Source organism: Novosphingobium organovorum (assembly GCF_022832435.1).
Taxonomy (GTDB): Bacteria; Pseudomonadota; Alphaproteobacteria; order Sphingomonadales; family Sphingomonadaceae; genus Novosphingobium; species Novosphingobium organovorum.
Genome location: NZ_JALHLF010000008.1, coordinates 1 through 22,537, shown reverse-complemented (window position 1 = coordinate 22,537; position 22,537 = coordinate 1). Strand labels below are relative to the sequence as shown.

Sequence of the window (22,537 nt, the reverse complement as noted above, 5' to 3'; positions counted from 1 at the left end):
GGACGCATAGCTCAGTTGGTAGAGCAGCTGACTCTTAATCAGCGGGTCCTTGGTTCGAGCCCAAGTGCGTCCACCACCACCAAAACCCTCATCCCTGCGGATGAGCCCCTCGTGGGGACGCATAGCTCAGTTGGTAGAGCAGCTGACTCTTAATCAGCGGGTCCATGGTTCGAGCCCAAGTGCGTCCACCACCACCAAATCCCTCATCCCTGCGGATGAGCCCCACGAGGGGACGCATAGCTCAGTAGGGAGAGCAGCTGACTCTTAATCAGCGGGTCCTTGGTTCGAGCCCAAGTGCGTCCACCACCCTCCCTTCTTTCAAAGATCGCGATCACTTCACCGCTTCGATGGTGATGAGCCGCCGGATTGTCTCATCAAGACTGCAATCCGCGCGCGCCATGCGCTTGGTCGCCTCGCCGACGAGCGACTTGGCCTCCTCTTCGCACAACGTGCCGCGATCCTCCTTCCACTTCGACTGGCCCGCCCGCAGCGCCTCGACCTTGTCCGCAGGCGCCTTGGCCAGCGCCGCGTCGATCCGCGCCTCCTGGCGCGTCACTTCGTCGAGCGAGCACTGTGCGAGCGCGCTCTGGTCCCCCGACGCCGCCGCCGGCCCATCGAGGCACTTGGTGTAGGCCGGGGTATAGTGCTTTTCGATTTCCTGCCAGTCCTGCGCGTGAAGCGCCCCGCTGCCCATAAAACCAGCCAGACCGGCAGAGCCGACAAGGCCCATCGCTGCGACAATCAAACCCTTGGTCATCATGCGTCCATCTCCTGTCGTATCGGCCCTTTGCGGGCTCTCGATAGACACCAGACTACTACAGCGCGGGCGGCAAGGCGACCTTGACGAACGTCAATTGCATCCGAAACCCAACCACCCGGCCAAGGGCGCGCGTCACGCCGGATCGAGCCGGTAGCTCTCGTTGAGAACGCGGATCACGCGCTCGCTGAGCGCGCTCTTGAACTCGACGCCGACCACGCCTTCGCCGGTCCAGGTGACATAGCCCGTCAAGGGTTTGAGGTGCGCGATGCGCAGGCCCACTTCGGCCCCGATCGCAAACCGGTCGCGCACACCGATCAGGCTGCACCCGCCCGCGCTGATGTTGCCGATCTCGACATCGAATACCCGCCAGGGCGACGTTCGGCAGCGCGCGTGAAGGAACACGCTGTGGCGCCGCGCCAGACGATCGTCCCGAGGATATCCCCCAGCTTCTTCAAACCGGCCACTCGATCCGAACTGCCGCACCCCGCTTCCTTCCTCCATGCGCGCGTGCCCGCTGCACGCTGCCGGACACCGGCGATAAGGGGCATTGGTAAACGCCCGGTTGTCCGAGCGCCTTCAGCGTGCGCCCTGGACCGGCCGCGCTGCCGCACCGGCTGACGCAGCCGATGACGACGGCGTGGGCGCATCCGTCGGCTCGCCCGAGGGCGGCGCGGCGCTTATCTGGGCGTCGATCGCGCGCGCGCTGTCCTCGATCCGCTTGCTGGCGGCCTGATAGCGCTCGTCAAAGTCGGGCTTGCGCTGGCAGGCCCCGAGCCCCGCCACAAGTCCCAGCGCGACGATCAGCGCATAGTCGCGTCGGCGCATCAATAGTCCTTCTTGATGCGCACGCTCGCGCTGTTGACGCCCGAACCGCCCGCCTGGCTCAGCACCGAGAGCCACTTGGTCACGCTGATCTCGAGCTGGGTCGCGGTAAAGCCGCGCGCGTCGGTGATGATCTCGACGTAGATGTCGTCGGTCAGGTACTGGCCCGCAGCCAGCGCGGTGCCGCGCCCGGTCGTCTCATCCGCCCCCAGAATCCGCAACCGGTCGACGCCAGTGGCCGAACGCAGGGTGCCCAGCGGGTTGAGGCCGCCGCCGGTTCCGCGCAGCGAATTGAGCGAAGACGCCAGCTGCACGGCCTGGATCGCCGAGAGGTTGGCCACCGAACTGCCGAACAGGATGCGCGAGACGATCTCGTCGTCCGGCAGGCTGGGGGAGGAGCTGAAGTCGATTTCGGGGTTGTAGGCCTGCCCCGAGACGACCACGCTCACTTCGACATCATCGATCGTCTCGGTCGCGGTGAGGTCGATCGTGGGATCGATCGTGCGGCCGCCGTTGAAGGCGATCTTGCCCTCGCTCAGCTCGAACGAGCGCCCGGCAAAGCCAAGCGTGCCGCGCACCAGGTTGATGTTGCCGGACATGGTCGGCTCCGAACTGGTGCCCCCGACGGTAAAGTCCGCGCTCCATTCGGATTCCAGCCCCATGCCCGAGACGTAGAGCTTCTCCGGCGCCTTGACGTGCAGATCGAGACGGATGTTGCCAAAGGCCCCTGTCAGCGTCTCGGCTTCCTCGTCGCCGGTCACGCGCGCCGGACCACGGCGGGGCTTGAAACGCACGCCGGTGAGCGCAGGCACTTGCGCCGCGCCCTCGCGCACGATCTTGTAGCGCGTCTCCGGCAGGCGGATCGTGCCCGAGAGGAGCGGCGGCTCCTTGGCCTTCTTGGTGAAGTTGAGCGTGCCGGTCGCGCTGGCCGAGAGCGCGTTGCTCTTGGCGAGGCGCGCCTTGTCGAGCTTGACCGTGAAGTCCATCGGATACCCGTCCGCCGCGGCGAGACTGACCGATCCGCTGGCGCTGAGCGTACCATCGCCCGCGTTGGCGGTCAGCGAATCGAGCTTGAACTGGCTGCCGTCAAAACTGCCCGACAGCGCCATGTCCGAAAGCTTGGTGCCATAGGCCTGGTTCTCGTAAGTCAGATCCCGGCCCTTGACGATGCCCTTGAGGCACGGATCGGCGAGCTGGCACGAGAAGTCCGCCGCCATGCCCACCGAACCGGTGAGCGATTGTCCGGGCTGCCCCGCAAAGGAGAACAGCGTATCGGCCGGGCCGTTGTAGCGGATACCGCCGCTGAGCGGTGCCTGAAGCAGGCGCGTCATCCACGGACCATCGCCGGGCGGCAAGGGGCGCAGGCTCGTCACCATCCGTCCGACCACGCTACCCCGCTCACGGATCACCGCACGCGCCTCGCCGCCATCGGGCAGGAGCTTGCCGACGAAAGCGACATTGACCGGCTCGCTCACCGTGGTCGAACTGGTACGAGTGAAGTTGGTCAGCGTGAGGCGGGCATCGGCGCGCGGGAAGGCGCTGGGCGAGGCCTGCTCGAAATCGAAGCTGCCGTTGATCGTGCCGCCAAGGCCGAGCCCCGGCATGAACGAATTGGCCATCGCGAGGTCAAGCCCCTCGAGCCGGCTTTCCAGCTTGTAGCCATCGCCATAACGGCCCGAAACCCGCAAGGTGCCACCACCGATGGAGAGCGCGGTGGGCAGCAGTTCGTAGGTCCCGTCCTTGATCGTGATGCGCGCCGGGCTCAGCGTCTTCACGCTCTGCCCGCGCATGCGCCCGTTCAGCGCCACGCGCCACAGTTCGGGTTGCATCTCGGCGTTGATACCAAGGCGGAAGGGAATACCGCTCACGCCTTCGACCAGCGCCTTGGCCTTGCCCTTGCCGTCGCGGTAATCGATCAGCACCCGCGCGGCGGCGAGATCGTAGTCGCCAAAGTGCGTACCCGAAAGCTGGGCGTCGGCCTCGACCAGCGGCTGGTCGTAAAGCACCGTGCGCCCATCGATGATCGCCGAACCGATGGCCAGCTTGGCCGGGCCGTCGAACACCGTGTCCTTGGCGCGTAGATGGAAGGTCGCGGCCTGATACCGGTCCTGCGCGGCGAGATCGACCACGCCGCCGATGCCGTTGCCCTTGGCGGTCAATTGCCCTTCGAAGGGGCCCGCCTTGGTCTGCACCAGCCGTCCGGCGAAATCGACGCCCGACAGGTTCGCGCTGTTGATCTGCACCGCCATTGCCTTGCCCATCTCGAGCGTCACGTCGCCCTTGAGCGGGCCGTAATCGGTGTCGCTGGTGAGGTTGAGGCGGTAGCCATTCTTGGCGCCGGTCACCCGTGCGTCGAGATTGGCCAGACCGATGCCCAGTCCCGGATGCTCAGCCGTCAGATGCGCGTCGGGATTGGCGATCGAACCGCGCACGCGCACACCGATCGCGCCATACTGCTGCGAGGTTGCGTTGGCGTCGAAGGCGATCCGCCCGTCGGGCGACCACATCCCGCTGCCACCGCGCACGGTGAGATAGGGCGCGCTGAGCGCCAGCCCCGAGAACCGCGCGACGCCATCGCTGCCGTAATGCACGCGCGAGGAGACCGCAAAATTGCCGCCAAGGTAAGTGTTCAGGTTCTCGTTCAGCAACTTGGTCGAACGCGCCTTGACCGTGCCTTCAAGCGCGTAGGCGCCGCCCTTGCTCTTGAGATCCATGTCGGTGGCGATGGTGAACACGCCCACGCTGGCGATCTCGTACCGGTCGATCCGTCCGTCGATCGCGCCGGTGTAGAGCCCGGTGCTCATGTCCGCGACGACGAGGACCTTGGCGTCGATCCGGTCCGACTTGAGGCGAAGGTTGTCCGACAGGATGCGCGTGCCCTTGATCGCCAGATCACCGGCCAGCGTCACGTTGTCGAGCTTGCCGCCAGCCACGCTGTCGAGCCCGGTGATGCGCGCGACACGTGCCGAGACCGGGATGAGGATCTGGTCGGCATCGACCCGCGCCTCGCCCTGCGCGCGCAGGGCCTCAAGCCCCATGCCGTTCATCACCAGCCGACTGGCGCTGATCGCATAGGCCACCTTGGGCGTTGCGAACGCTCCGTCGAGCGTGACATGGGCATCGAGCCCCGACCCTTTCAGTTCGGGCGCCATGACCGCTGGCTTGAGCAGCGCGAAGTCGAGCTGCAAGTCCTCAAAAGTGTTATCAGAAAAATCAACCAAGCCCTTGGGAACAAGCCGAAAGGCATCACTGGAAACCTGCCCCGAAAGGGTCATCCGCCGCTCTGCCAGTGCCGCGGTCAGATCGACCTCGGTGATCGGGCCGAGCAAGGCCGCCGTGGGGCCGGACACCAGCCGGGCGACCTCGGTCGGCCCCTTGACGTGGAAGGTCCCGTCGCGCGCGGCGAGGGTGAGGTCGGCCAACGGCTTGGAACCGTAACTCCCCTTGAGCGCGCCGTTCCAGGTCTTCCAGTCGCCCTTGCCCGAAACCTTCAGCGCAAGCGGCTGTGTGAAGCCCGAGAGTGCGGCGATCACACCGCCGGTGGGAGCCTGGAGGTCGAGGTCGATCGCGAGGCGGTTCTTGTCGGGCACCGCGTCGAGCGTGACGTCGAACCGGTCACCGCCTTCCTTGCCCGCGATCGCCACCGTCGCCCCCTTGGCCTCAACCTCGGCGCGACCATTGGCGATATGCGTCTTGCCCGAGACGGTCATGATCCGCAGCTTGCCCGATACCGGGGCCTCGGCGACGAACTGGTCGATGCGCAGTTCACCGATGTCGATGTCGAGATCGGGCAAGAGCGGGCCTTCGCTCGGCGGCGTCGGCTTGAACACCGGAGAGCGGCGCAGGATCATCTTGGCCGCGGTCGCGCTGCGCACGTCGACGTGCTTCTCTAGATAGGCGAACGGGCGCCAGTCCACGTCGATCTCGGGCGCGAAGAGGAATTCGCCCTTGGTGTCGTAAACCGAAAGGTCGTGCAGGCTCATCTTCCCGTAGAGCGAACCCTCGATCCGACCCACCCGGATGCGCATGCCGTTTTCAAAGCTGAGCGCGGCGATCTGCTCGGCCACGAAACGGTGTCCGGGCCCGGTGTCGATGCCGAAGATCAGCGCCGCGCCCAGCACCACGATGCCCAGCACCGCTGCGACGATGGTCTTGAGCAGGCGCGAGCGCACCCGCTGCCCGATCGTGCGGGCGCGCGGTTCGACGCCCGCCGCGTTGTCGGTCCCGATCGCGCTCTCCTCGCCGCTCACGACGGCTACGCCCTCACCCTCACCCGGCTCGTGCATGGTATCGTCCGCCATCAGAAGGACTGCCCGATCGAGACATAGACGTTGATGAGCGCTTCTCCCGAGCGGCGGTTGATCGGCGTTGCGACATCAAGGCGCATCGGTCCGAAGTTGGTGTAGAAACGTCCGCCCAGGCCCACGCCGTAACGGATGTCGTTGAACTGCGGCATCGTCTGCGCATAGGCCTGCCCGGCATCGACGAAGGCGACGACCCCGTAGTTGCCAAAGCGGTAGCGCGCCTCGACCGAGGCTTCGTTGAGGCTGCGCCCACCCACCGGCTTGCCGTCGGGCGCCTGCTCTCCCAGCCCCTGATAGCTGTAGCCGCGCACCGAACCGCCCCCACCGGCGTAGAGCCGGCGCGACGGCGCGACGTCATGCAGATCGACACCCTGGATCGTGCCCAGCCGCACGCGGCCCGCCAGCACCAGCCCGTCGCTCACCGGATAGTAGGCCGATCCGTCGATGCGCGCGCGCAGATAGGGGTTGAAGCCCTTGTTGAGCGTGGCTTCCGGCTGGAGCAGCGTGGTCAGCTTGAAGCCACGGGTCGGATCGAGCAGGCTGTCCGAAGTATCTAAGCCAACCTGCCCGTTGAGCCCTGCAATGTAATACGTGTGGCGCACGCGCTTGGCTGCGGCGGTGTCGTAATCGGTCTCCGCCGTGCCGATCAGCTCGGCGCCATAGGCGTAAGTGATCCGCTTCTGCCACAAGGGCGTGGAATCGCGGCTCATCTTGACCGCCAGGCGTCCGGTATAGGCGCTGTAGGCGTCGTAATCGTTGTGGAAGGCCTCGGCCGTCAATTCGAAGGTGCGGTCGCGCTGACCCGCGTTCGAGCGGCGCAAGGTCGTGCCAAGCCCCTGCTCCTGCGTGCCAAGGACACCGTTGACGATCAGCGCGCCTTCGGGCGGGAACAGGTTGCGGTGGGTCCAGGTTGCCTCGGTCGTCACACCCTCGCCGGCCGCATAGCCCAGCGATCCTGAGATCGTGCGCGGTGGACCGGCTTCCTGCTTGACGTAAAGCTGGACGTATTCGGTGCCATCGCCCGCGCTCTGCCCCGTCTTTTCAGGCTCGACCGACACGGTCGAGAACAGGCTGGTGCCGATCAGTGCCTTGCGCAAGTCGTCGACCTTGCGGCTGTCGTAGAGATCGCCCTTCCTGAACCGGGCAAGGATTTGAATGTGGTCGGCATCGAACGCGGTCTTGCCGTCGGTGCGGATGCCATCGAAGCGTCCGCGCGGGCCAACCTCGACCGGCAGGGTGTAGAGCCCTTCGCCGGTGTCGCGATCGAGCAGGATGTCGCGCTGGCCGACTTTGGCGAACGGATAGCCGTTCTGCGGCAGCGCGACCGCCACCTGCGCTTCGGCGCCCTGGACCCGTGCGGCGATGATCGGTTCGCCCACCTTGAGCGCGATATTGTCGCGGATGAGGTTTTCCGGAACGGTCGGATCGGCGGTAATGACGATATCGGAGAACGCGTAGCGCTTGCCCGGATTGACCGAAATGCGCGCGGTGAGCGTGTTATCGTCCGCATCGCGCGAAGGCGCGAGGCGGGTGCGGATGCGCGGTGAATACCAGCCCTCGGAGGCGAGGATGGTCTGGAGCAGCTGCCCGTCTTCCTCGAGCCGGGCCGAAATCATCGCCGCATTGGCAGCCTTGCCCTTGCCCTGCTTGAGCGCGGAGGCATCGTTGAAGGTGTTCGTGATGTCCGCCGAGGTCTGTGCGTCGACCTCGGCAAGACCTTCGAGGTCGATGGTGTAGCGCACTTCGAGCGGCGCATCGGAGGCCTTGGCCTTTTCGGCGAATTCGACCGGGGTAACCTCGAAACTGTCAAGCGGGGGAAGATCGGCGGTCAGCTCCTTGTCGTCGACCGGGGCATCGCCGATCTGCTCGCTGGTCTGCCCATCGGCCAGAGCCGGATCGCCGAGCGGCGCCGCGCTGCCGCTTTCGGGCTTGGCGTCGGACTGGTCGGACGCAAGGCGCTTTTCGAAAGCCTCGATCGATTCGAGCGGCTTGTCGAGTTCGGCATCGTCGGCGGTGTCGAGCTTGGGCACCCGCGCGGCAAATTCCTTGTCGGTGATCACCGGGTCGACCGCCGGAAGCTCTGCATCGGCCGGAACCGGCGGCAGGTCGAGCGATCCGGGCTGAAGGCTCGCGGAGGCATCACCGCTCGCCCCGCCATCCTGGGACTTGCCATCCTTGGACTGGCCATCCTGGGACCGGCCATCCTCGGCCTTGGCGTCCTTGACCGCTCCATCCCGCGACGGGGCCGCGCTCGCACGCGCCGCCGCATCGTCCTGCGCCCAGGCGGGGCCGGTCTGCGCCAGGCAGATCGCGAGGGCCATGGTCGCGCATCCGGCCCGGACCCGCCGGTCACGCAAGCCCCCGGCCTCGATCAAGGGAACACGATCGGCGTTTCGGGTGTTAACAGACCACTTCATGTATTACGCCGACTCTGCCCCTGATCGCACCATGCCGCTCACGATGCCGATAACCTTTATCGCATTGCAACGACAATGGTTCCCAACCCGATTTTACCGTAAATGACTCACGAAACGCCCCTAGACGACCTGCCCGCCGGAGCGAATTCGACCTGGCCCCTCCGCCTGCCCCTGCGCGCCTGGCTGCGGATCGTGCGGCGCGTGTGGATCATGGCCGGATTTCACGAACTGGGCCTGATTGCCGGAGGGCTGGCGTTCTACTGCTTTCTCGCGCTGACCCCGCTGATCGCCGCGACGGTGATGATCTACGGCCTCATCGGTGATGCCGACACCGTGCGCGAACAGATGCAGAGCATCGTCGAGGTGGTTCCCCCCGAAGTCGCCCATCTGCTCGAACAACAGCTCATCCAGATCGTCTCGACCAGTTCCGACGTCACCGGGCTCGCGCTCGTCATCGCGCTGTTCTTCGCGATTTTCGGCGGCATGCGCGCGGCCAACGGGATGATCGCCGCGCTCAACATCGTCAACGAGGAGCACGAAACGCGCGGCTTCATCGCCGTATCGCTGCGCGCGGCGAGCCTGACGCTGGCCGCCATCCTCATCGCGATGACCGGGGTCTTGTCAGGGGGTGTTTTCGCCTGGCTCCAGGGCGAAGCGGCGCACTTCATCGGCCCTTCGACGGCAACGCTGTTCAAGTGGCTGACCTGGCTGGTGGCGCTGCTGCTGGGCAGCGCCGGATTTGCACTCATCATGCGCTATGGGCCCGACCGGCGCCCGGCGAAGTGGCGCTGGCTGGCGCCCGGCGCGTTCCTCGCCACTTTCCTGTGGATCGCGGTGTCGTTCGGCTTCTCGCTCTACGTTGCCTATATCAGCGACTACAACGCCACCTACGGCTCGCTTTCGGCCATCGTGGTGTTCCTGATGTGGCTTTACCTGTCGGGCTATGGGGTGCTGCTGGGCGCCCTGCTCAACGCGGAAATCGAGCGGCAGGTGTTCCTCGACACCACCGCCGGCCCCGCCCGGCCACCGGGAGAACGGGGCGCGGTGCTGGCCGATGTGCTCGACGACACCATCCCGACCTTGCGCGACCTGGAAGATCGCAAGGTCCAGCGCGCGCGCCAGGCACGGCGTCGTGCCAATTGGGGCCGCACGAACCGGGGCCGCTCCAAGCGGGATTGAGCACAAGCCACCCACTCCACGATGGGCGCGGGCACAACCAACTTGCATTTTAATGTGAATAAGGCCTATCGAGCCAACATCAAAATGTGAGTCTGTTATGCCCATGCCTGCCAATGTGATCGAACACGTCCGCAAACTGGTCAAGGACGGCGCGATGAGCCGCTCCGGCCTTGCCCGCGCCGCCGGTCTGCACGCCAACACCCTGCGCGACTGCACCGAGGACGCCTGGAACCCCACCGCCGAAACGCTCGCCAAGCTTGAACGCGCGCTGTTCTCGAACGAAGATACGCCCGTGCTCGTCCCCATCGAGGAGATCATCGACGAGGCGCGCAACGGGCGCATGTTCATCCTGGTCGACGACGAGGACCGCGAGAACGAAGGTGATCTCGTCATCCCTGCGCAGATGGCAACGCCCGCCGCGATCAACTTCATGGCGACGCACGGACGCGGCCTCATCTGCCTCTCGCTCACCGGCCAGCGGGTCGACGAACTCGGCCTCGGGCTGATGAGCCAGAACAACCGGACCCGCCACGAAACCGCCTTCACCACCTCGATCGAGGCGCGCCTGGGCGTAAGCACGGGGATTTCCGCCGGGGACCGCGCGCGCACCATCTCGGTCGCGGTCGACGGCACCAAGGGGCGCGACGACATCGTGACGCCGGGGCACGTCTTCCCGCTGCGTGCGCGCGACGGCGGCGTGCTGGTGCGCGCCGGGCACACCGAAGCCGCGGTCGACATCGCCCGGCTCGCCGGGCTTAATCCTTCGGGCGTGATCTGCGAGATCATGAAGGACGACGGGACGATGGCCCGGATGGACGACCTTGTCTCCTTCGCGCGGCTGCATGACCTCAAGATCGGCACCATCCGCGATCTCATCGCCTATCGCCGCAAGAACGACCGGATGGTCGAAAAGGTCAACGAAATCGGCTTCGACAGCCGCTACGGCGGACGCTGGAATGCCTGCACCTATTTCAACCGCGCCACGGGTGACGAAACCGTTGCGCTGGTCAAGGGGCGGATCGACCCGGCCAAGCCCACGCTGGTGCGCATGCACGCCCTTTCGCTGTTCAACGACGTGTTCGGCGAGCAGTCGGACGAACGCACCGACCTACTGCACCGTTCGATGGACATCATCGGCGAGGAAGGGTGCGGCGTGATCGTGGTTATCAACAATCCGGTGAAACAATCGCTCTCGCGCATGATGGACCTCAAGCGCCAGGTTCGCGATGGACAGGCTCCGAATCTGGAGGAGTTGCGCGACTACGGCGTGGGCGCGCAGATCCTCGCCGAACTCGGCATTCACGACATGGTCCTGCTGACCAACACCCGCCACTCGCTTGTCGCACTCGAAGGCTACGGCCTCAATATCGTGGGCGAACGCCCGATTTCGGCAAGCGCTGCCTGAGGAGCATTCGAAAATGGCCCGTTTCCTGATCGTAGAAGCGCGTTTCTATGACCATCTCAACGACATGCTGGTCGCCGGCGCGCGCCAGGCGCTTGAAAAGGCCGGCCACAAGGTCGACGTCATCACCGTTCCCGGTGCGCTCGAAATCCCCGGCGCCATCGCGCTTGCCGACGGTGCGGGCGAGTACGATGGCTATGTCGCCATCGGCGTGGTGATCCGCGGCGAGACCTACCACTTCGAGATCGTCGCGGGCGAAAGCGCGCGCGGGATCATGGCCATGACGATGGACGGTATTGCCATCGGCAACGGCGTGCTGACCGTCGAGAACGAGGCCCAGGCCATCGTGCGCGCGGATCCGGCACAGAAGGACAAGGGCGGTGAGGCGGCAAAGGCCGCAATGGCCCTGCTCAAGCTGCAGGACCGTTTCGGCCGCTGATCCGCCAGATCGGGCGGGCTCCCGATCAACCCGTTTCAACGAAGGCGTCGGTTGGCCTCGAGCCACCGGCGCCTTTCGCTTTCATGTCCGGCGCAGACTTTGCCCGCCTGCCCCCGCGACGCACGATCCCGGCCCGTCACGCCCCCGCCGCCGCTCCGCCGCAAATCCCGAGCGAAACGCACGGCGGCACGACGGGCGGCATGGCGCCGCGTGGGCGCTTGCGCGCGCATTCGGCCCTTATCGGATCAATAGGCAATTCCCCTAAGCGCTCGTTCGGGTAGAAATTAGCCATTAAGGCCTGAGTGCGAGCCAGTCTCAAATTCAGACGCCCGCCAAACCCCGATTGCTACCTTCCGACAGCCCATGCAAAGGACTGAAACGCGATTACTTCCCCCAGTTTGGACGTTACAAAATTTAAAGCGTCTGCCGGGTCGCATAGGAAGACGCCCGCAATCGGAACCAACGAGGTCGCACTCGATACCGTATAGCCGACTGGAGAAACGGCAGAATGAACAGCTCAATCGATCCGCAGTCCGTAATCCGGAATCTGCACGAGACCCTGGCCCAGCTCGACGCGCTGGGAGCCAACCTCGCAGCCGCACACCTCGATGCCGCCCTCTGCGAGTTGTCGCGCACGCTAGACGAACCGAGAAGTGCCACCGATTTGGAGGAACCTCGTAAAGACGCGAACTCGGAACTGCGCTTAAGGTATACATCGTTGTCTGGCGATCGGGGCAAAGTCTGTATAAAGACCGGATTGTAAGGGTTAACAGCTCCGACGTCGACGTAGCGCGCGGTTCGCGTCCAGACTGATCCAGTCTGGCCTGTCCGCCTTCAGCTTGTGCGACGGTGATCCAAATTGATGGAAAAGACAGACCAGGTGATGCGAAACCGAAAGCGGGCCATCCGGCTCATCGGCATCGCGAACGAATTGCTGGCCATGGCACGCCAACTCGAAATGGACGAGGATGCCGTGCCGGACGCTTCCGCGTTCGACTTCATTTCCGAACTGGCCTGCGACGGCACGCTGCCAACCAGCGCCCGTCCGACGCTGGCCACAGGCAGCCCCGGAAGGCGCGATCACCCGATCTGGGTCGAACTGGCCCGGCAAACGTACGAAGATCGCAGGAGACGCTCCAAGATCTTCCAATCGGACGATCTCTTTGGCGAACCCGCCTGGGACATCCTGCTCGACCTCTTCATCGCCGCGAAAGAACGCCGCAGCGTGTCGGTCACCAGCGCCTGCATCGGTTCGGCTGTTCCTTCGACCACCGCGCTGCGCTGGATAACCATTCTGGAAAAGCAGGGCCTTCTGGTCCGTGAGGCCGATCCGGGCGATGCACGGCGCGTCTATGTCAAGCTGAGCGCGCGCGGATACGCCGCCATGCTCGACTATTTCACCGCCTCATCCCGCTCGGTCGTCCTGCTCGACGACGGCGGGTCACCCCAGGCCGCCAAGGCGCGCTGACACGCACCCACTAGGCCTGGCCGCACGCCCACCGGACGCGCAACGCGATGCCGGTGCCAATACCCATGGCGCCTGTACGGGTTGCGGCCGGCTCAGGGGGACGCAGGCCGCAGCAGACTGGCCGCAAGCGCTCTGGACGCAGACCCCCGGCTGGCGCATGAAAGCGCCGCTCGACCGGGATGCCCTCGATGTCGAAATCGCTGAAAAGGCCTGCGCGTGTGCCCGCATATTCCGTGATTGCCCCTGTTGTCCTTGTGAGCGCTCTCCTCGTCTCAACCATGGCGTCGGGGGCGTCCCAAAAGTCGGCGCTGGCGGGCATCCCCAACGTCACCCTTTCCCCATACACCGTCCAAGGCCGCACCGCCACGCAAGTGCGCCACTCCATCGACGCAGCCAAACCCACCGACCCCAGCGATGGCCACCGCTACGACGGCGCAACGCAGGCCCGCTTCGCCTACACCTGGCACGAAAGCGATCACGGCGAATGCTTTGCGCGGGCAAGCGACATCACTTTCTACGCCACCATCCGCATCCCCTCTCTTGACGAAGACGGTGCTCCCCAAGATCTGCGTCAGCGTTTCGCCCGCTATCGCGCCTCGCTGCTCGACCATGAAAAGGGCCACGTCCTACTCGCCTGGAAACGTCGCGGCGACGTACTCAAGGCCATCAACACCAGCCCCTGCGACCAGATCCCGGCTGCCGTGCAAGCCGTATTCCGCAGCATAGAGGCGGAAAATCGCGCCTACGACCGCGAGACGAACCACGGTGCAACAACGATCGTTCCGCTTTAGGCGAAGGAGGCATCACGAACCTCCGAACGCCCCACAGTGAGCGGCACGATTTCAAAATTTAATCACTTAAAATCAATTGATTAAAGGCTAATCCTCGAAAATGACACAAAAAACGCCCCCGTGCACAAAACACGAGGGCGCCCTTTTTCAGTCGGGTACGCGGGCGCGGAAAGCCCGCGCCCGGTACGATCAGCCCAGCTTGACGTTGAACGCGCCGGCACCGGCGTAGTGCGCCGCGCCGCCCAGCTCTTCCTCGATCCGGATGAGCTGGTTGTACTTGGCAAGCCGGTCCGAACGGGCCAGCGAGCCGGTCTTGATCTGACCGCAGTTGGTCGCGACCGCGAGGTCCGCGATGGTCGAATCCTCGGTCTCGCCCGAACGGTGCGACATGACCGCGGTGTAGCCCGAACGGTTGGCGATCGAGACCGCTTCGAGCGTCTCGGTCAGCGTACCGATCTGGTTGACCTTGACCAGCAGCGAGTTGGCGAGGCCCTGTTCGATGCCCATCGTCAGACGCTTGGGATTGGTCACGAACAGGTCGTCACCGACCAGCTGGACCTTGTTGCCGATCGCGTCGGTCAGCGCCTTCCAGCCCTCGAAGTCATCCTCGGCCATGCCGTCCTCGACCGAGACGATCGGGTAGGCGCCGCACAGATCGGCGAGGTACGTCGCAAAAGCGGCGGGTTCGAGCGAGAGACCCTCACCGCTGATCTCGTACTTGCCGTTCTTGAAGAACTCGGTCGAGGCGCAGTCGAGCGCGAGCTGGATGTCGACGCCCGGCTTGAAGCCCGCCTTCTCGATCGAGGCCATGATGAAGTCGAGCGCGTCACGCGTGCTGGCAAGGTTGGGGGCAAAGCCGCCCTCATCGCCCACAGCCGTCGCCAGGCCCTTTTCCGACAGACCCTTCTTGAGTGTGTGGAACACTTCCGAACCCCAGCGCACGGCTTCGGCGATCGAATCCGCCCCCACCGGCATGATCATGAATTCCTGGAAATCGATCGGGTTGTCCGCGTGCTCGCCGCCGTTGATGATGTTCATCATCGGAACCGGGAGGACATGCGCCGAAACGCCGCCAATGTACGAATAGAGCGGCAGGCCGCGCGCGGCCGCGGCAGCCTTTGCGGCGGCAAGGCTGACGCCCAGGATCGCGTTGGCGCCCAGGCGCGACTTGTTCTCGGTCCCGTCAAGGTCAATCATCGCCAGGTCGAGATCGCGCTGATCCTCGGCATCAAGGCCCACGAGCGCCTCGGCGATTTCGGTGTTCACCGCTTCCACGGCCTTGAGCACGCCCTTGCCCAGGTAACGGCTCTTGTCGCCATCGCGCAGTTCGACAGCTTCGTGTGCACCGGTCGACGCACCGGAGGGCACGGCGGCGCGGCCGAAGCTGCCATCGTCGAGCAGGATGTCCACTTCGACCGTCGGATTGCCCCGGCTGTCCAGGATTTCACGGCCATGAATGTCGATGATCGCGGTCATAACGGATAACTCTCCTCGTGAGGGCACGCACGCTGTGCCGTTGTCCGGCGTCTTAGCAGCGGAACTTCGGGTGACAAGTTGCGTTGCAACTCTATCGAGAAACTTGTGTTACTCGGCCCCGATAACCTATCATGCCCCCGCCGTTACCGCGTTGCGGGAAAATGGATGTATACGCCTCAGGCTGGCCAAGGAAGGATTCAACGATGGTCGATTCCACCGAAACTACCGCAGATGACGTCAAGGCGCCGGGCGTGGACGCTGCCAAGAGCCACTTCACCAAGGCCATGGACGAGGCCAAGGCCGGCGCCCAGGCCCTGGCGGACCAGTGCCTTGAAAAATTCGCCCAGAAAAAGAGTGATCTGGGCGAAGAGGCCAAGGAGCGTAGCGGTGAGGCCCGCACCAAGGCCGAGGCCTTTGCCGCGGACGCCAAGGTCAAGGCCGGTGAACTCGCGCTCGAAGGCAAGGCACAGACCAGCAAGGCCATCGTGCGCCTGTCCAAGGTGATCGACGACAATGTCGCCTACATCGACGACAAGGCGGGGGCGAAGTACGGCGACTATGTGCGCACCGCCTCGAAATCGATGCAGGACGCCGCGGTGCGCCTCGACGAGAAGTCGTTCGAGGAACTGGGCGAGGATGCGCGCACCATGGTCCGCCAGAACCCGCTCGTCGCGGTTGGCATGGCGGTGGCGACCGGCTATCTTCTCGGACGCCTGTTTTCCAAGGGCAAATAATTCCAAAGGTTCGATTCTTACCCCATGGAGCAGGACACAGCGGCCATCGCGCGAACACCGCACGAGCCGGAAACGGCGGACCTCGAGAGCTTGACCCTTGCCGAGGATCTGCGCCTTCTCGCCGGTGAAGCGAAGGTGCTGGCGCGGGCCGAACTGGCCTACCAGAAATCGCGCGCCGGTTTCGTTGCGGGTAAGCTGCGCACGATCACGGGGCTTCTCGTCCTGTCGCTCGCGCTGCTGTTCTTTGCGGCGGTCGCCCTGGTTGTCGGGCTCGTCTTCGCCCTTGCCCCGATCCTGACGGCCTGGGGCGCGATGGCCGTGGTGACACTCGGCTTCGTCGTGCTGGCGGGCCTGTGCGCACTGGCCGCACGCCGCAGCCTTGCCGGCATCAGCGCCGTCATCGCCGAGCCTGCCCCCAGGGACCCTTTCGCATGAGCGCCTCGGGCCGGAAAGTCGAAGAATTGCGCGCCGCCCGCGATGCCGCGCGCGCCGCGTTCGACACACACTACAACGCGATCAAGGCCGACATGGAAGAGCGCGGTCTCGCCGGGCGGATCGTCGATGAAAGCCTGGAGAAAGTACGCGCGCCATTCGACGAAGCCGTCGCGGTGATCGAGAGCAATCCGGCGGTCGTCGCCGGAACCCTCGGTGCGCTCGTGCTTTGGTTCTTGAAAACACCCATCGTCGCCTGGTTCGAGACCCTGCTGAGCCCCGACAGCGACCAAGAAGAGGAAACCGACAATGGCTGACAGCGAATCCACCAAGCCGCAGACCTCCGCGACCGGCGCCAACGCCGGCAACATCGTTGCCCTGCCGAGCAAGGCCGCTCCGGCGCGCCCCTCCGACAAGGTTGTCTCCTTCGTCAAGCGCCATCCGGCCGTGACCGTCGCGGGCGGCCTGGTGGTGGGTGCCGCCGTCGCCGCACTGCTCCCGCGCCGGTTGACGCGCGGCCCGGCATCGAAGGCGCTGGGCCTGGCAAAGAGCGCGGGCGCGGCTAGCGTCCTGTTCGGCAAACGCGCCGGATCGCGCCTTGGGGCGCTGGGTCACACTGCCGAGAAGGAGGCCGAAGGCGCGCTGGCCCTGATCGAAGACAAGACCGGCGCGGTCAGCGAACTGGCCGCAAGCCGCCTTGAAAAGCTCGCCGGAGCCGCGCTGTCCGCAGCCAGCGCCTTTGGCAAAGCGAGCGGAAAGCAAGCCGTTCGCCTGGGTGATGCGGCGGCCGAAGGCGCGCACAAGGCCTCGGATCTCGCCGAGCATCTCAAGAAGTCGATCCGGCGCTAGCGGAGTGATCGGGACCGTTGAACGCAGCCTGTTCGATCGGGGCGTCAACGTCAGAATCGAAACACCATAGCGATCGATCCGGTTATTGGTTCGATCGCTATGGATTTCTAGTGAAACCCGCTTTCTGAGCTGGCGGGCCTATCCACGTGACTGAAAAACGCGTTAGACCTCGGTCTGGTGCGCGACAGACGCCCGCTTTTCCAAAAAGCATGAGGATAGCGCCCATCGTCGCGTTGGTCGGGCGCCAAACCCGCCACCTCTTACATTTTCCGGAACGCCGCGCGCTTTATCAAAAGTTGCGCGGCGTGTTGCGTTTCGGGCAAGAGAATAGGGCAAAACCGGCGGGTCACGGCGCTAGAGGCCTTCTTGCGAAGCGCCTTATCGCTAATACTTCGCAAGAGCAAATTTTGCATGAACCTCTGGAGACATACGGCCTTGCCAAGGCCATGCGAAAACTTATAGGGCCTTCCCACTCCCAACAGCAAAAAGTGGCGCAAAGGCATGACGCAGAAACTTCACCTCGTGATGGGCGGTCGGGTCAAGGATCCGACCGGGCTCGAATTCGTCGATCTCAACGACATGGACATCGTGGGCGTGTTCCCGGACATGGCCACGGCAAAGAACGCCTGGAAGTCGGCCGCGCAGCGCACCGTCGACGATGCCGAGATGAAGTACGTCATCGTGCACCTGCATCGCCTGCTCGACCCGGAAACCGCCGAGGCCTGAGCCGCCGCGCGCAAGCGTTGCAACGGCATGCAAAAAGGCCGGAAGAAGCGCCCGCTTCTTCCGGCCTTTTTACTGTCTGCGGGCACGGGCCGCGGGGCAGGCCCCTCACCCGTGATCCCGGTCAGATGAAGTCGATCTTCTCGACCATGTAGAACTTGTCGCCCGAGGGAACCGTCACTTCGACTTCCTCGTCAACCTTCTTGCCGATCAGCGCCTTGCCCAGCGGCGAGTTGTAGCTGATGCGGCCCGCCTTCGCGTCGGCCTCGTAAGGGCCAACGATCTGGTACTTGACCGGCTTGTCGTCGTCATCGAGCAGCGTCACCGTTGCACCGAAAATGATCTTGTCGCCCGAAAGCGTCGCGGGATCGATGATCTGCGCGCGGGTGATCTTGTCTTCCAGATCGGCGATGGTCGCCTCGATCTGACCCTGGCGTTCCTTTGCCGCGTGGTATTCGGCGTTTTCCGAAAGATCGCCGTGCGCACGCGCTTCCTCGATCGCATCGACCACACGAGGACGTTCTTCCCTCAGCGCCTTGATTTCCGCCGCAAGCCGTTCGTAGCCTTCGGCGAGCATCGGCAGCTTTTCAACACTTGCCATTCACGTCTTCCTCCTGTTGCCTCCCCGCCCCTTCACTGCATCGGCGCATGGCGACCAGTCGCCTGCCCGGTCCCCGAGGCTTAGCCAAACGGGGATCGGTCCGATCTGCAGCGATGTGGGGAGGCAAGATCGATTTCAGCTATAATAATCTTGCAAGGAACGGACTTCAAGCTGGCTGCCGCGAATCGTCGCGATTGCCTCGGCCGCCGCAACACTCGCCGCCGCCGTCGTGAAGATCGGAACCTTGCCCGACTGCGCCGAAGCGCGGATCGACTGCGAGTCCTTGAGGCTCTGCCAACCCTCGGTGGTGTTGAAGATCATCGCGATCTCGCCATCCTCGATCTTGTCGACGATGTGCGGGCGCCCTTCGGCCACCTTGTTCACCAGCACCACCGGAAGACCGGCTTCGGCAAGGTACTTCTGCGTGCCCGAGGTGGCGAGGATGGTGAAGCCTTCGGCCACCAGCTTCTGCACGGCGGGCAGGATGTGTGCCTTGTCGCTGTCCTTGACCGAGACGAACACCGTGCCTTCGGTCGGCAGGCGCACGCCCGCCCCCAGCTGCGCCTTGGCAAAGGCGCGCGGATAGTCGCGATCGATGCCCATGACTTCGCCGGTCGACTTCATCTCGGGGCTGAGCACCGGATCGGTGCCGGGGAAGCGCGCGAAGGGGAACACCGCTTCCTTGACCGCGGTGTAGGACAGCTCGCGCTTGATCGGCGGGAAGGTCGAGAGCTTCTCTCCGGCCATCACTCGCGCCGCGATCTTGGCGATCGACTGACCGATCGCCTTGGCGACGAAAGGCACCGTGCGGCTGGCGCGCGGGTTGACTTCGATGAGGTAGACCTCGCCGTTCTTGACCGCGAACTGCACGTTCATCAGGCCGCGCACGCCAAGCCCCAGCGCCAGCAGGTGCGCCTGGCGCTCCATCTCGGCGATGATGTCGGCAGGCAGCGAGTAGGCGGGGATGGTGCAGGCGCTGTCGCCCGAGTGCACGCCCGCTTCCTCGATGTGCTGCATCACGCCCGCGACGACCACGTCCTCGCCGTCGCACAGCACGTCGACGTCACATTCAACCGCGTCGCGCAGGTACTGGTCGATCAGCACCGGGCTGTCGCCCGAGACCTGCACCGCGGTCGCGATGTAGTCATCGAGCTGCTGTTCGCTGTCGACAATCTCCATCGCGCGCCCGCCCAGCACGTAGCTGGGACGCGTGAGCACCGGGTAGCCGATGCGGTTGGCGACCGCGACGGCCTCGTCGCGGCTGCGCGCGATACCGTTGGCGGGCTGCTTGAGCTTGAGCTTGTCGACCAGCGCGGCAAAGCGCTCGCGGTCCTCGGCAAGATCGATCGCGTCGGGCGAGGTGCCCAGGATCGGGATACCCGCCTTTTCCAGCGCGGCGGCCAGCTTGAGCGGGGTCTGCCCGCCGAACTGCACGATCACGCCCACAAGCTCGCCCTTCGACTGCTCGACGCGCAGGATTTCCAGCACGTCCTCGGCGGTCAGTGGCTCGAAATAGAGACGGTCCGAGGTGTCGTAGTCGGTCGAAACGGTTTCGGGGTTGCAGTTGACCATGATGGTCTCGAACCCGGCTTCCTCGAGCGCGAAGCAGGCGTGGACGCAGCAGTAGTCGAACTCGATGCCCTGGCCGATGCGGTTGGGACCGCCGCCCAGGATCACCACCTTGCGCCGTTCGGACGGCATCGCCTCGTCCTCGGGCTCACCGAAGGTGGGCGCCTCGTAGGTCGAGTACATGTAGGGGGTGATCGCCTCGAATTCAGCGGCGCAGCTGTCGATCCGCTTGAACACCGGATGGACGCCGAGCTTGGCGCGCAGCGCGCGCACTTCCTCTTCGCTGGTCGCGCCGGCCATGGCGCGCAGCGCGTCGTGGAGCAGGCCCGAACGCTTGGCCTGGGTCTCGCCCAGACCGCCCGCGACGTGGACCGAACGCACCGCCAGAGTGGCCAGGCGCTTGTCCGAGAAGCCCATCGACTTCAGGCGACGCAGACCGGCCGCGTCGATCGGAAGACCTTCGTTGGTGATCTTCTTTTCCTCCGCGATGATCTCCTCGATCTGGCGCAGGAACCACTTGTCGTAGGCGGTGATCGCGTGGATTTCCTCGACGCTGAAACCCTCGCGCATGGCCTGTGCGACGTTGAGCAGGCGCGTCGGGGTGGCCTTGGACAGCGCAGCGGTAATCGTGTCGCGGCTCGCGCCCTCAAGCTCGATCACGCGGTTGAAGCCGTCGAGCCCGGTTTCCAGGCCGCGCAGCGCCTTCTGCATCGATTCCTTGATGTTGCGTCCGATCGCCATGACCTCGCCGACCGACTTCATCGCGGTCGACAGTTCGGGCTTGGCGCCCTTGAACTTCTCGAAGGTGAAGCGCGGGATTTTGGTCACCACGTAGTCGATGGTCGGCTCGAACGAGGCGGGCGTGGCGCCGGTGATCTCGTTGGTGACTTCATCGAGGGTGTAGCCCACGGCCAGCTTCGCCGCGACGCGCGCGATCGGGAAGCCGGTGGCCTTGGAGGCCAGCGCCGAGGAGCGCGAGACGCGCGGGTTCATCTCGATGACGATAAGACGCCCGTCTGCGGGGTTGACCGCGAACTGGACGTTCGAACCGCCGGTCTCGACACCGATCTCGCGCAGCACGGCCAGCGAGGCCGAGCGCATGATCTGGTATTCCTTGTCGGTCAGCGTCAGCGCGGGGGCAACGGTGATCGAATCGCCGGTGTGCACGCCCATCGGGTCGACGTTCTCGATCGAGCAGATGATGATGCAGTTGTCGTTGCGGTCACGCACGACTTCCATCTCGTACTCTTTCCAGCCCAGCAGGGATTCCTCGATGAGGACCTCCGTGGTGGGGGACGCGTCGAGACCCGAGCGCACGATCGCTTCGAATTCGGCCTTGTTGTAGGCGACGCCGCCGCCGGTGCCGCCAAGCGTGAAGGAGGGACGAATGATCGAGGGCAGACCGGTGCGTTCCAGCACGGCGTAGGCTTCCTCGAGCGTGTGGGCGACGCCCGAACGCGCCGATTCGAGGCCGATCTTGTCCATCGCCTCACGGAAGCGCTGGCGATCCTCGGCCTTGTCGATCGCATCGGCGTCGGCGCCGATCATCTTGACGCCGTACTTCTCCAGCGTGCCGTCGTTGAACAGCGCGAGCGCGCAGTTGAGCGCGGTCTGGCCGCCCATCGTGGGCAGCACCGCATCGGGGCGCTCCTTCTCGATGATCTTGGCGACGACCTGCGGGGTGATCGGCTCGACATAGGTCGCATCGGCCATGTCCGGGTCGGTCATGATCGTGGCCGGGTTCGAGTTCACGAGGATGACCCGGTAGCCCTCTTCCTTGAGAGCCTTGATCGCCTGGGTGCCCGAATAGTCGAATTCGCAGGCCTGGCCGATGATGATAGGACCCGCGCCGATGACGAGGATCGAGGAGATGTCTGTACGCTTGGGCATGGTTCAATCCTGCCTTTGATCTTTTCGGGTCAATTGGGTCAACGCGACGACGCCGGATTGCTCGATCCGGCCGAAACAATGCGCGCGTCGGGGAGCGAGCGGCGCACTTCGCGCAAGGTGCATTCCAGCTGGGCGCGGGTCAGGTCGGAGCGCAGCGTCACCGTCGCGCTGTGCGACGTGCCCGCGAACATCGTCACGGGCACACTGCACAGCTGCGCGATTGCCTTCCCGTCGGTCGTCACGACCAGCGGCTTGGGCGCAGGTTGCCGGTCGCACCCCGCCAGCGCCGTGGCGGGCAACAAGAGGAGAAGAGCGCTCCATCGGCTCAACCCAGCATTCCCACGAACTTCTCGAACAGGTAGAAGCTGTCCTGCGGGCCGGGCGAGGCTTCGGGGTGATACTGCACGCCGAAGGCCTTCTTGCCCTTGATCGAAATCCCGCAGTTCGAACCGTCGAACAGCGAGACGTGGGTTTCCTCGATGGTTTCGGGCAGCGCGGTGTTGTCGACCGCAAAACCGTGGTTCATCGAGGTGATCTCGACCACGCCGTCCTCGTAGCGCTTGACCGGGTGGTTGGCGCCGCGGTGACCCTGGAACATCTTGGCGGTCTTGCCGCCCGCCGCGATCGCCAGCATCTGGTGGCCAAGGCAGATGCCGAAGATCGGCATGTCGGCCTCGAGCA

At 64.8% G+C, this 22,537-nt stretch carries 20 protein-coding genes and 3 tRNA genes; 13 read left to right on the top strand and 10 right to left on the bottom strand.

Annotated elements, in window-relative coordinates; all coding sequences use genetic code 11:
- The 3 genes from MTR62_RS03870 to MTR62_RS03860 all read left to right on the top strand — a co-directional run bounded on the left by MTR62_RS03870 (position 1) and on the right by MTR62_RS03860 (position 306).
- Positions 1-76: transfer RNA gene (locus MTR62_RS03870), tRNA-Lys, on the top strand.
- Positions 77-115: 39 nt separating this feature from the next.
- Positions 116-191, top strand: a tRNA-Lys gene (locus MTR62_RS03865).
- A gap of 39 nt (positions 192-230) precedes the next feature.
- A tRNA-Lys gene (locus tag MTR62_RS03860) sits at positions 231-306 on the top strand.
- A 25-nt stretch (positions 307-331) separates the two neighbouring features.
- Here the strand turns inward: MTR62_RS03860 and MTR62_RS03855 are convergent.
- The 5 genes from MTR62_RS03855 to MTR62_RS03835 all read right to left on the bottom strand — a co-directional run bounded on the left by MTR62_RS03855 (position 332) and on the right by MTR62_RS03835 (position 8,207).
- On the bottom strand, positions 332-760 hold the full coding sequence (locus MTR62_RS03855; protein WP_244017140.1) for a lysozyme inhibitor LprI family protein: 429 nt from the start codon (positions 758-760) through the stop codon (positions 332-334).
- Positions 761-892: 132 nt separating this feature from the next.
- Entirely contained in the window at positions 893-1,261 is a 369-nt protein-coding gene (locus tag MTR62_RS03850; protein WP_244017138.1) for a PilZ domain-containing protein, read from the bottom strand.
- Between the two features lie 75 nt (positions 1,262-1,336).
- A complete protein-coding gene (locus MTR62_RS03845; RefSeq protein ID WP_244017136.1) occupies positions 1,337-1,585 on the bottom strand; it encodes a hypothetical protein in 249 nt (82 codons plus the stop codon).
- Positions 1,585-5,883 (bottom strand): translocation/assembly module TamB domain-containing protein, encoded by a 4,299-nt coding sequence (locus MTR62_RS03840; RefSeq protein WP_244017134.1) that lies wholly within the window; start codon positions 5,881-5,883, stop codon positions 1,585-1,587. The genes MTR62_RS03845 and MTR62_RS03840 overlap by 1 nt, the downstream gene beginning before the upstream one ends.
- Complete coding sequence (locus MTR62_RS03835; RefSeq protein WP_244017132.1) at positions 5,883-8,207, bottom strand: autotransporter assembly complex protein TamA; 2,325 nt, start codon at positions 8,205-8,207, stop codon at positions 5,883-5,885. The genes MTR62_RS03840 and MTR62_RS03835 overlap by 1 nt, the downstream gene beginning before the upstream one ends.
- 198 nt (positions 8,208-8,405) lie before the next feature.
- On the opposite strand from MTR62_RS03835, the gene MTR62_RS03830 reads away from it, so the two are divergent.
- The 5 genes from MTR62_RS03830 to MTR62_RS03810 all read left to right on the top strand — a co-directional run bounded on the left by MTR62_RS03830 (position 8,406) and on the right by MTR62_RS03810 (position 13,582).
- On the top strand, positions 8,406-9,482 hold the full coding sequence (locus MTR62_RS03830) for a YihY/virulence factor BrkB family protein (RefSeq protein WP_244017130.1): 1,077 nt from the start codon (positions 8,406-8,408) through the stop codon (positions 9,480-9,482).
- 103 nt (positions 9,483-9,585) lie between these two features.
- A complete protein-coding gene (gene ribB / locus MTR62_RS03825; protein WP_244017266.1) occupies positions 9,586-10,887 on the top strand; it encodes a 3,4-dihydroxy-2-butanone-4-phosphate synthase in 1,302 nt (433 codons plus the stop codon).
- A gap of 13 nt (positions 10,888-10,900) precedes the next feature.
- A complete protein-coding gene (gene ribH / locus MTR62_RS03820) occupies positions 10,901-11,323 on the top strand; it encodes a 6,7-dimethyl-8-ribityllumazine synthase (RefSeq protein WP_244017128.1) in 423 nt (140 codons plus the stop codon).
- Between the two features lie 862 nt (positions 11,324-12,185).
- Positions 12,186-12,791: a helix-turn-helix domain-containing protein gene (locus tag MTR62_RS03815; RefSeq protein ID WP_244017126.1), complete on the top strand. Its 606-nt coding sequence runs from the start codon at positions 12,186-12,188 to the stop codon at positions 12,789-12,791.
- A 188-nt stretch (positions 12,792-12,979) separates the two neighbouring features.
- Positions 12,980-13,582, top strand: a complete 603-nt coding sequence (locus MTR62_RS03810) for a DUF922 domain-containing protein (protein ID WP_244017124.1) — start codon at positions 12,980-12,982, stop codon at positions 13,580-13,582.
- Positions 13,583-13,771: 189 nt separating this feature from the next.
- On the opposite strand, the gene eno is transcribed toward MTR62_RS03810, so the two are convergent.
- Positions 13,772-15,058 carry a phosphopyruvate hydratase gene (gene eno, locus MTR62_RS03805; RefSeq protein WP_244017122.1) on the bottom strand — a complete coding sequence of 429 codons (1,287 nt, stop codon included), beginning with the start codon at positions 15,056-15,058 and terminating at the stop codon, positions 13,772-13,774.
- A gap of 203 nt (positions 15,059-15,261) precedes the next feature.
- Between eno and MTR62_RS03800 the strand changes: the two genes are divergently transcribed.
- The 5 genes from MTR62_RS03800 (at position 15,262) to MTR62_RS03780 (ending at position 17,799) form a co-directional block, all read left to right on the top strand.
- Positions 15,262-15,792, top strand: coding sequence for a hypothetical protein (locus MTR62_RS03800; RefSeq protein ID WP_244017120.1), 531 nt, complete (start codon positions 15,262-15,264; stop codon positions 15,790-15,792).
- A 24-nt stretch (positions 15,793-15,816) separates the two neighbouring features.
- Positions 15,817-16,227: a phage holin family protein gene (locus MTR62_RS03795; protein WP_244017118.1), complete on the top strand. Its 411-nt coding sequence runs from the start codon at positions 15,817-15,819 to the stop codon at positions 16,225-16,227.
- The gene (locus MTR62_RS03790; RefSeq protein ID WP_244017115.1) at positions 16,224-16,541 is read left to right on the top strand and encodes a hypothetical protein; all 318 of its coding nucleotides are present in this window, start codon (positions 16,224-16,226) and stop codon (positions 16,539-16,541) included. Before MTR62_RS03795 ends, MTR62_RS03790 begins: the two co-directional genes overlap by 4 nt.
- Positions 16,534-17,073 (top strand): hypothetical protein, encoded by a 540-nt coding sequence (locus tag MTR62_RS03785; protein WP_244017113.1) that lies wholly within the window; start codon positions 16,534-16,536, stop codon positions 17,071-17,073. Before MTR62_RS03790 ends, MTR62_RS03785 begins: the two co-directional genes overlap by 8 nt.
- Positions 17,074-17,574: 501 nt before the next feature.
- Positions 17,575-17,799, top strand: coding sequence for a DUF4170 domain-containing protein (locus tag MTR62_RS03780; protein ID WP_244017111.1), 225 nt, complete (start codon positions 17,575-17,577; stop codon positions 17,797-17,799).
- Between the two features lie 121 nt (positions 17,800-17,920).
- Here the strand turns inward: MTR62_RS03780 and greA are convergent, their stop codons facing one another.
- From greA to MTR62_RS03760, 4 genes are all read right to left on the bottom strand, one after another.
- Positions 17,921-18,397, bottom strand: a complete 477-nt coding sequence (greA, locus tag MTR62_RS03775; protein WP_244017109.1) for a transcription elongation factor GreA — start codon at positions 18,395-18,397, stop codon at positions 17,921-17,923.
- Between the two features lie 135 nt (positions 18,398-18,532).
- On the bottom strand, positions 18,533-21,856 hold the full coding sequence (gene carB, locus MTR62_RS03770; RefSeq protein WP_244017107.1) for a carbamoyl-phosphate synthase large subunit: 3,324 nt from the start codon (positions 21,854-21,856) through the stop codon (positions 18,533-18,535).
- 38 nt (positions 21,857-21,894) lie between these two features.
- The gene (locus tag MTR62_RS03765; protein WP_244017105.1) at positions 21,895-22,185 is read right to left on the bottom strand and encodes a hypothetical protein; all 291 of its coding nucleotides are present in this window, start codon (positions 22,183-22,185) and stop codon (positions 21,895-21,897) included.
- Positions 22,182-22,537, bottom strand: a 356-nt coding sequence (locus tag MTR62_RS03760) for a glutamine amidotransferase-related protein (RefSeq protein ID WP_244017103.1), incomplete at its 5' end; no start/stop codon positions are given. The genes MTR62_RS03760 and MTR62_RS03765, both read right to left, overlap by 4 nt.

What these genes read in the sequence shown, in the direction of transcription:
- MTR62_RS03855 (WP_244017140.1), bottom strand. Translation starts at nt 760, where the DNA reads ATGATGACCAAGGGTTTGATTGTCGCAGCGATGGGCCTTGTCGGCTCT.
- MTR62_RS03850 (WP_244017138.1), bottom strand. Translation starts at nt 1,261, where the DNA reads ATGGAGGAAGGAAGCGGGGTGCGGCAGTTCGGATCGAGTGGCCGGTTT.
- MTR62_RS03845 (WP_244017136.1), bottom strand. Translation starts at nt 1,585, where the DNA reads ATGCGCCGACGCGACTATGCGCTGATCGTCGCGCTGGGACTTGTGGCG.
- MTR62_RS03840 (WP_244017134.1), bottom strand. Translation starts at nt 5,883, where the DNA reads ATGGCGGACGATACCATGCACGAGCCGGGTGAGGGTGAGGGCGTAGCC.
- MTR62_RS03835 (WP_244017132.1), bottom strand. Translation starts at nt 8,207, where the DNA reads ATGGCCCTCGCGATCTGCCTGGCGCAGACCGGCCCCGCCTGGGCGCAG.
- MTR62_RS03830 (WP_244017130.1), top strand. Translation starts at nt 8,406, where the DNA reads ATGACTCACGAAACGCCCCTAGACGACCTGCCCGCCGGAGCGAATTCG.
- ribB (WP_244017266.1), top strand. Translation starts at nt 9,586, where the DNA reads ATGCCTGCCAATGTGATCGAACACGTCCGCAAACTGGTCAAGGACGGC.
- ribH (WP_244017128.1), top strand. Translation starts at nt 10,901, where the DNA reads ATGGCCCGTTTCCTGATCGTAGAAGCGCGTTTCTATGACCATCTCAAC.
- MTR62_RS03815 (WP_244017126.1), top strand. Translation starts at nt 12,186, where the DNA reads ATGGAAAAGACAGACCAGGTGATGCGAAACCGAAAGCGGGCCATCCGG.
- MTR62_RS03810 (WP_244017124.1), top strand. Translation starts at nt 12,980, where the DNA reads ATGTCGAAATCGCTGAAAAGGCCTGCGCGTGTGCCCGCATATTCCGTG.
- eno (WP_244017122.1), bottom strand. Translation starts at nt 15,058, where the DNA reads ATGACCGCGATCATCGACATTCATGGCCGTGAAATCCTGGACAGCCGG.
- MTR62_RS03800 (WP_244017120.1), top strand. Translation starts at nt 15,262, where the DNA reads ATGGTCGATTCCACCGAAACTACCGCAGATGACGTCAAGGCGCCGGGC.
- MTR62_RS03795 (WP_244017118.1), top strand. Translation starts at nt 15,817, where the DNA reads ATGGAGCAGGACACAGCGGCCATCGCGCGAACACCGCACGAGCCGGAA.
- MTR62_RS03790 (WP_244017115.1), top strand. Translation starts at nt 16,224, where the DNA reads ATGAGCGCCTCGGGCCGGAAAGTCGAAGAATTGCGCGCCGCCCGCGAT.
- MTR62_RS03785 (WP_244017113.1), top strand. Translation starts at nt 16,534, where the DNA reads ATGGCTGACAGCGAATCCACCAAGCCGCAGACCTCCGCGACCGGCGCC.
- MTR62_RS03780 (WP_244017111.1), top strand. Translation starts at nt 17,575, where the DNA reads ATGACGCAGAAACTTCACCTCGTGATGGGCGGTCGGGTCAAGGATCCG.
- greA (WP_244017109.1), bottom strand. Translation starts at nt 18,397, where the DNA reads ATGGCAAGTGTTGAAAAGCTGCCGATGCTCGCCGAAGGCTACGAACGG.
- carB (WP_244017107.1), bottom strand. Translation starts at nt 21,856, where the DNA reads ATGCCCAAGCGTACAGACATCTCCTCGATCCTCGTCATCGGCGCGGGT.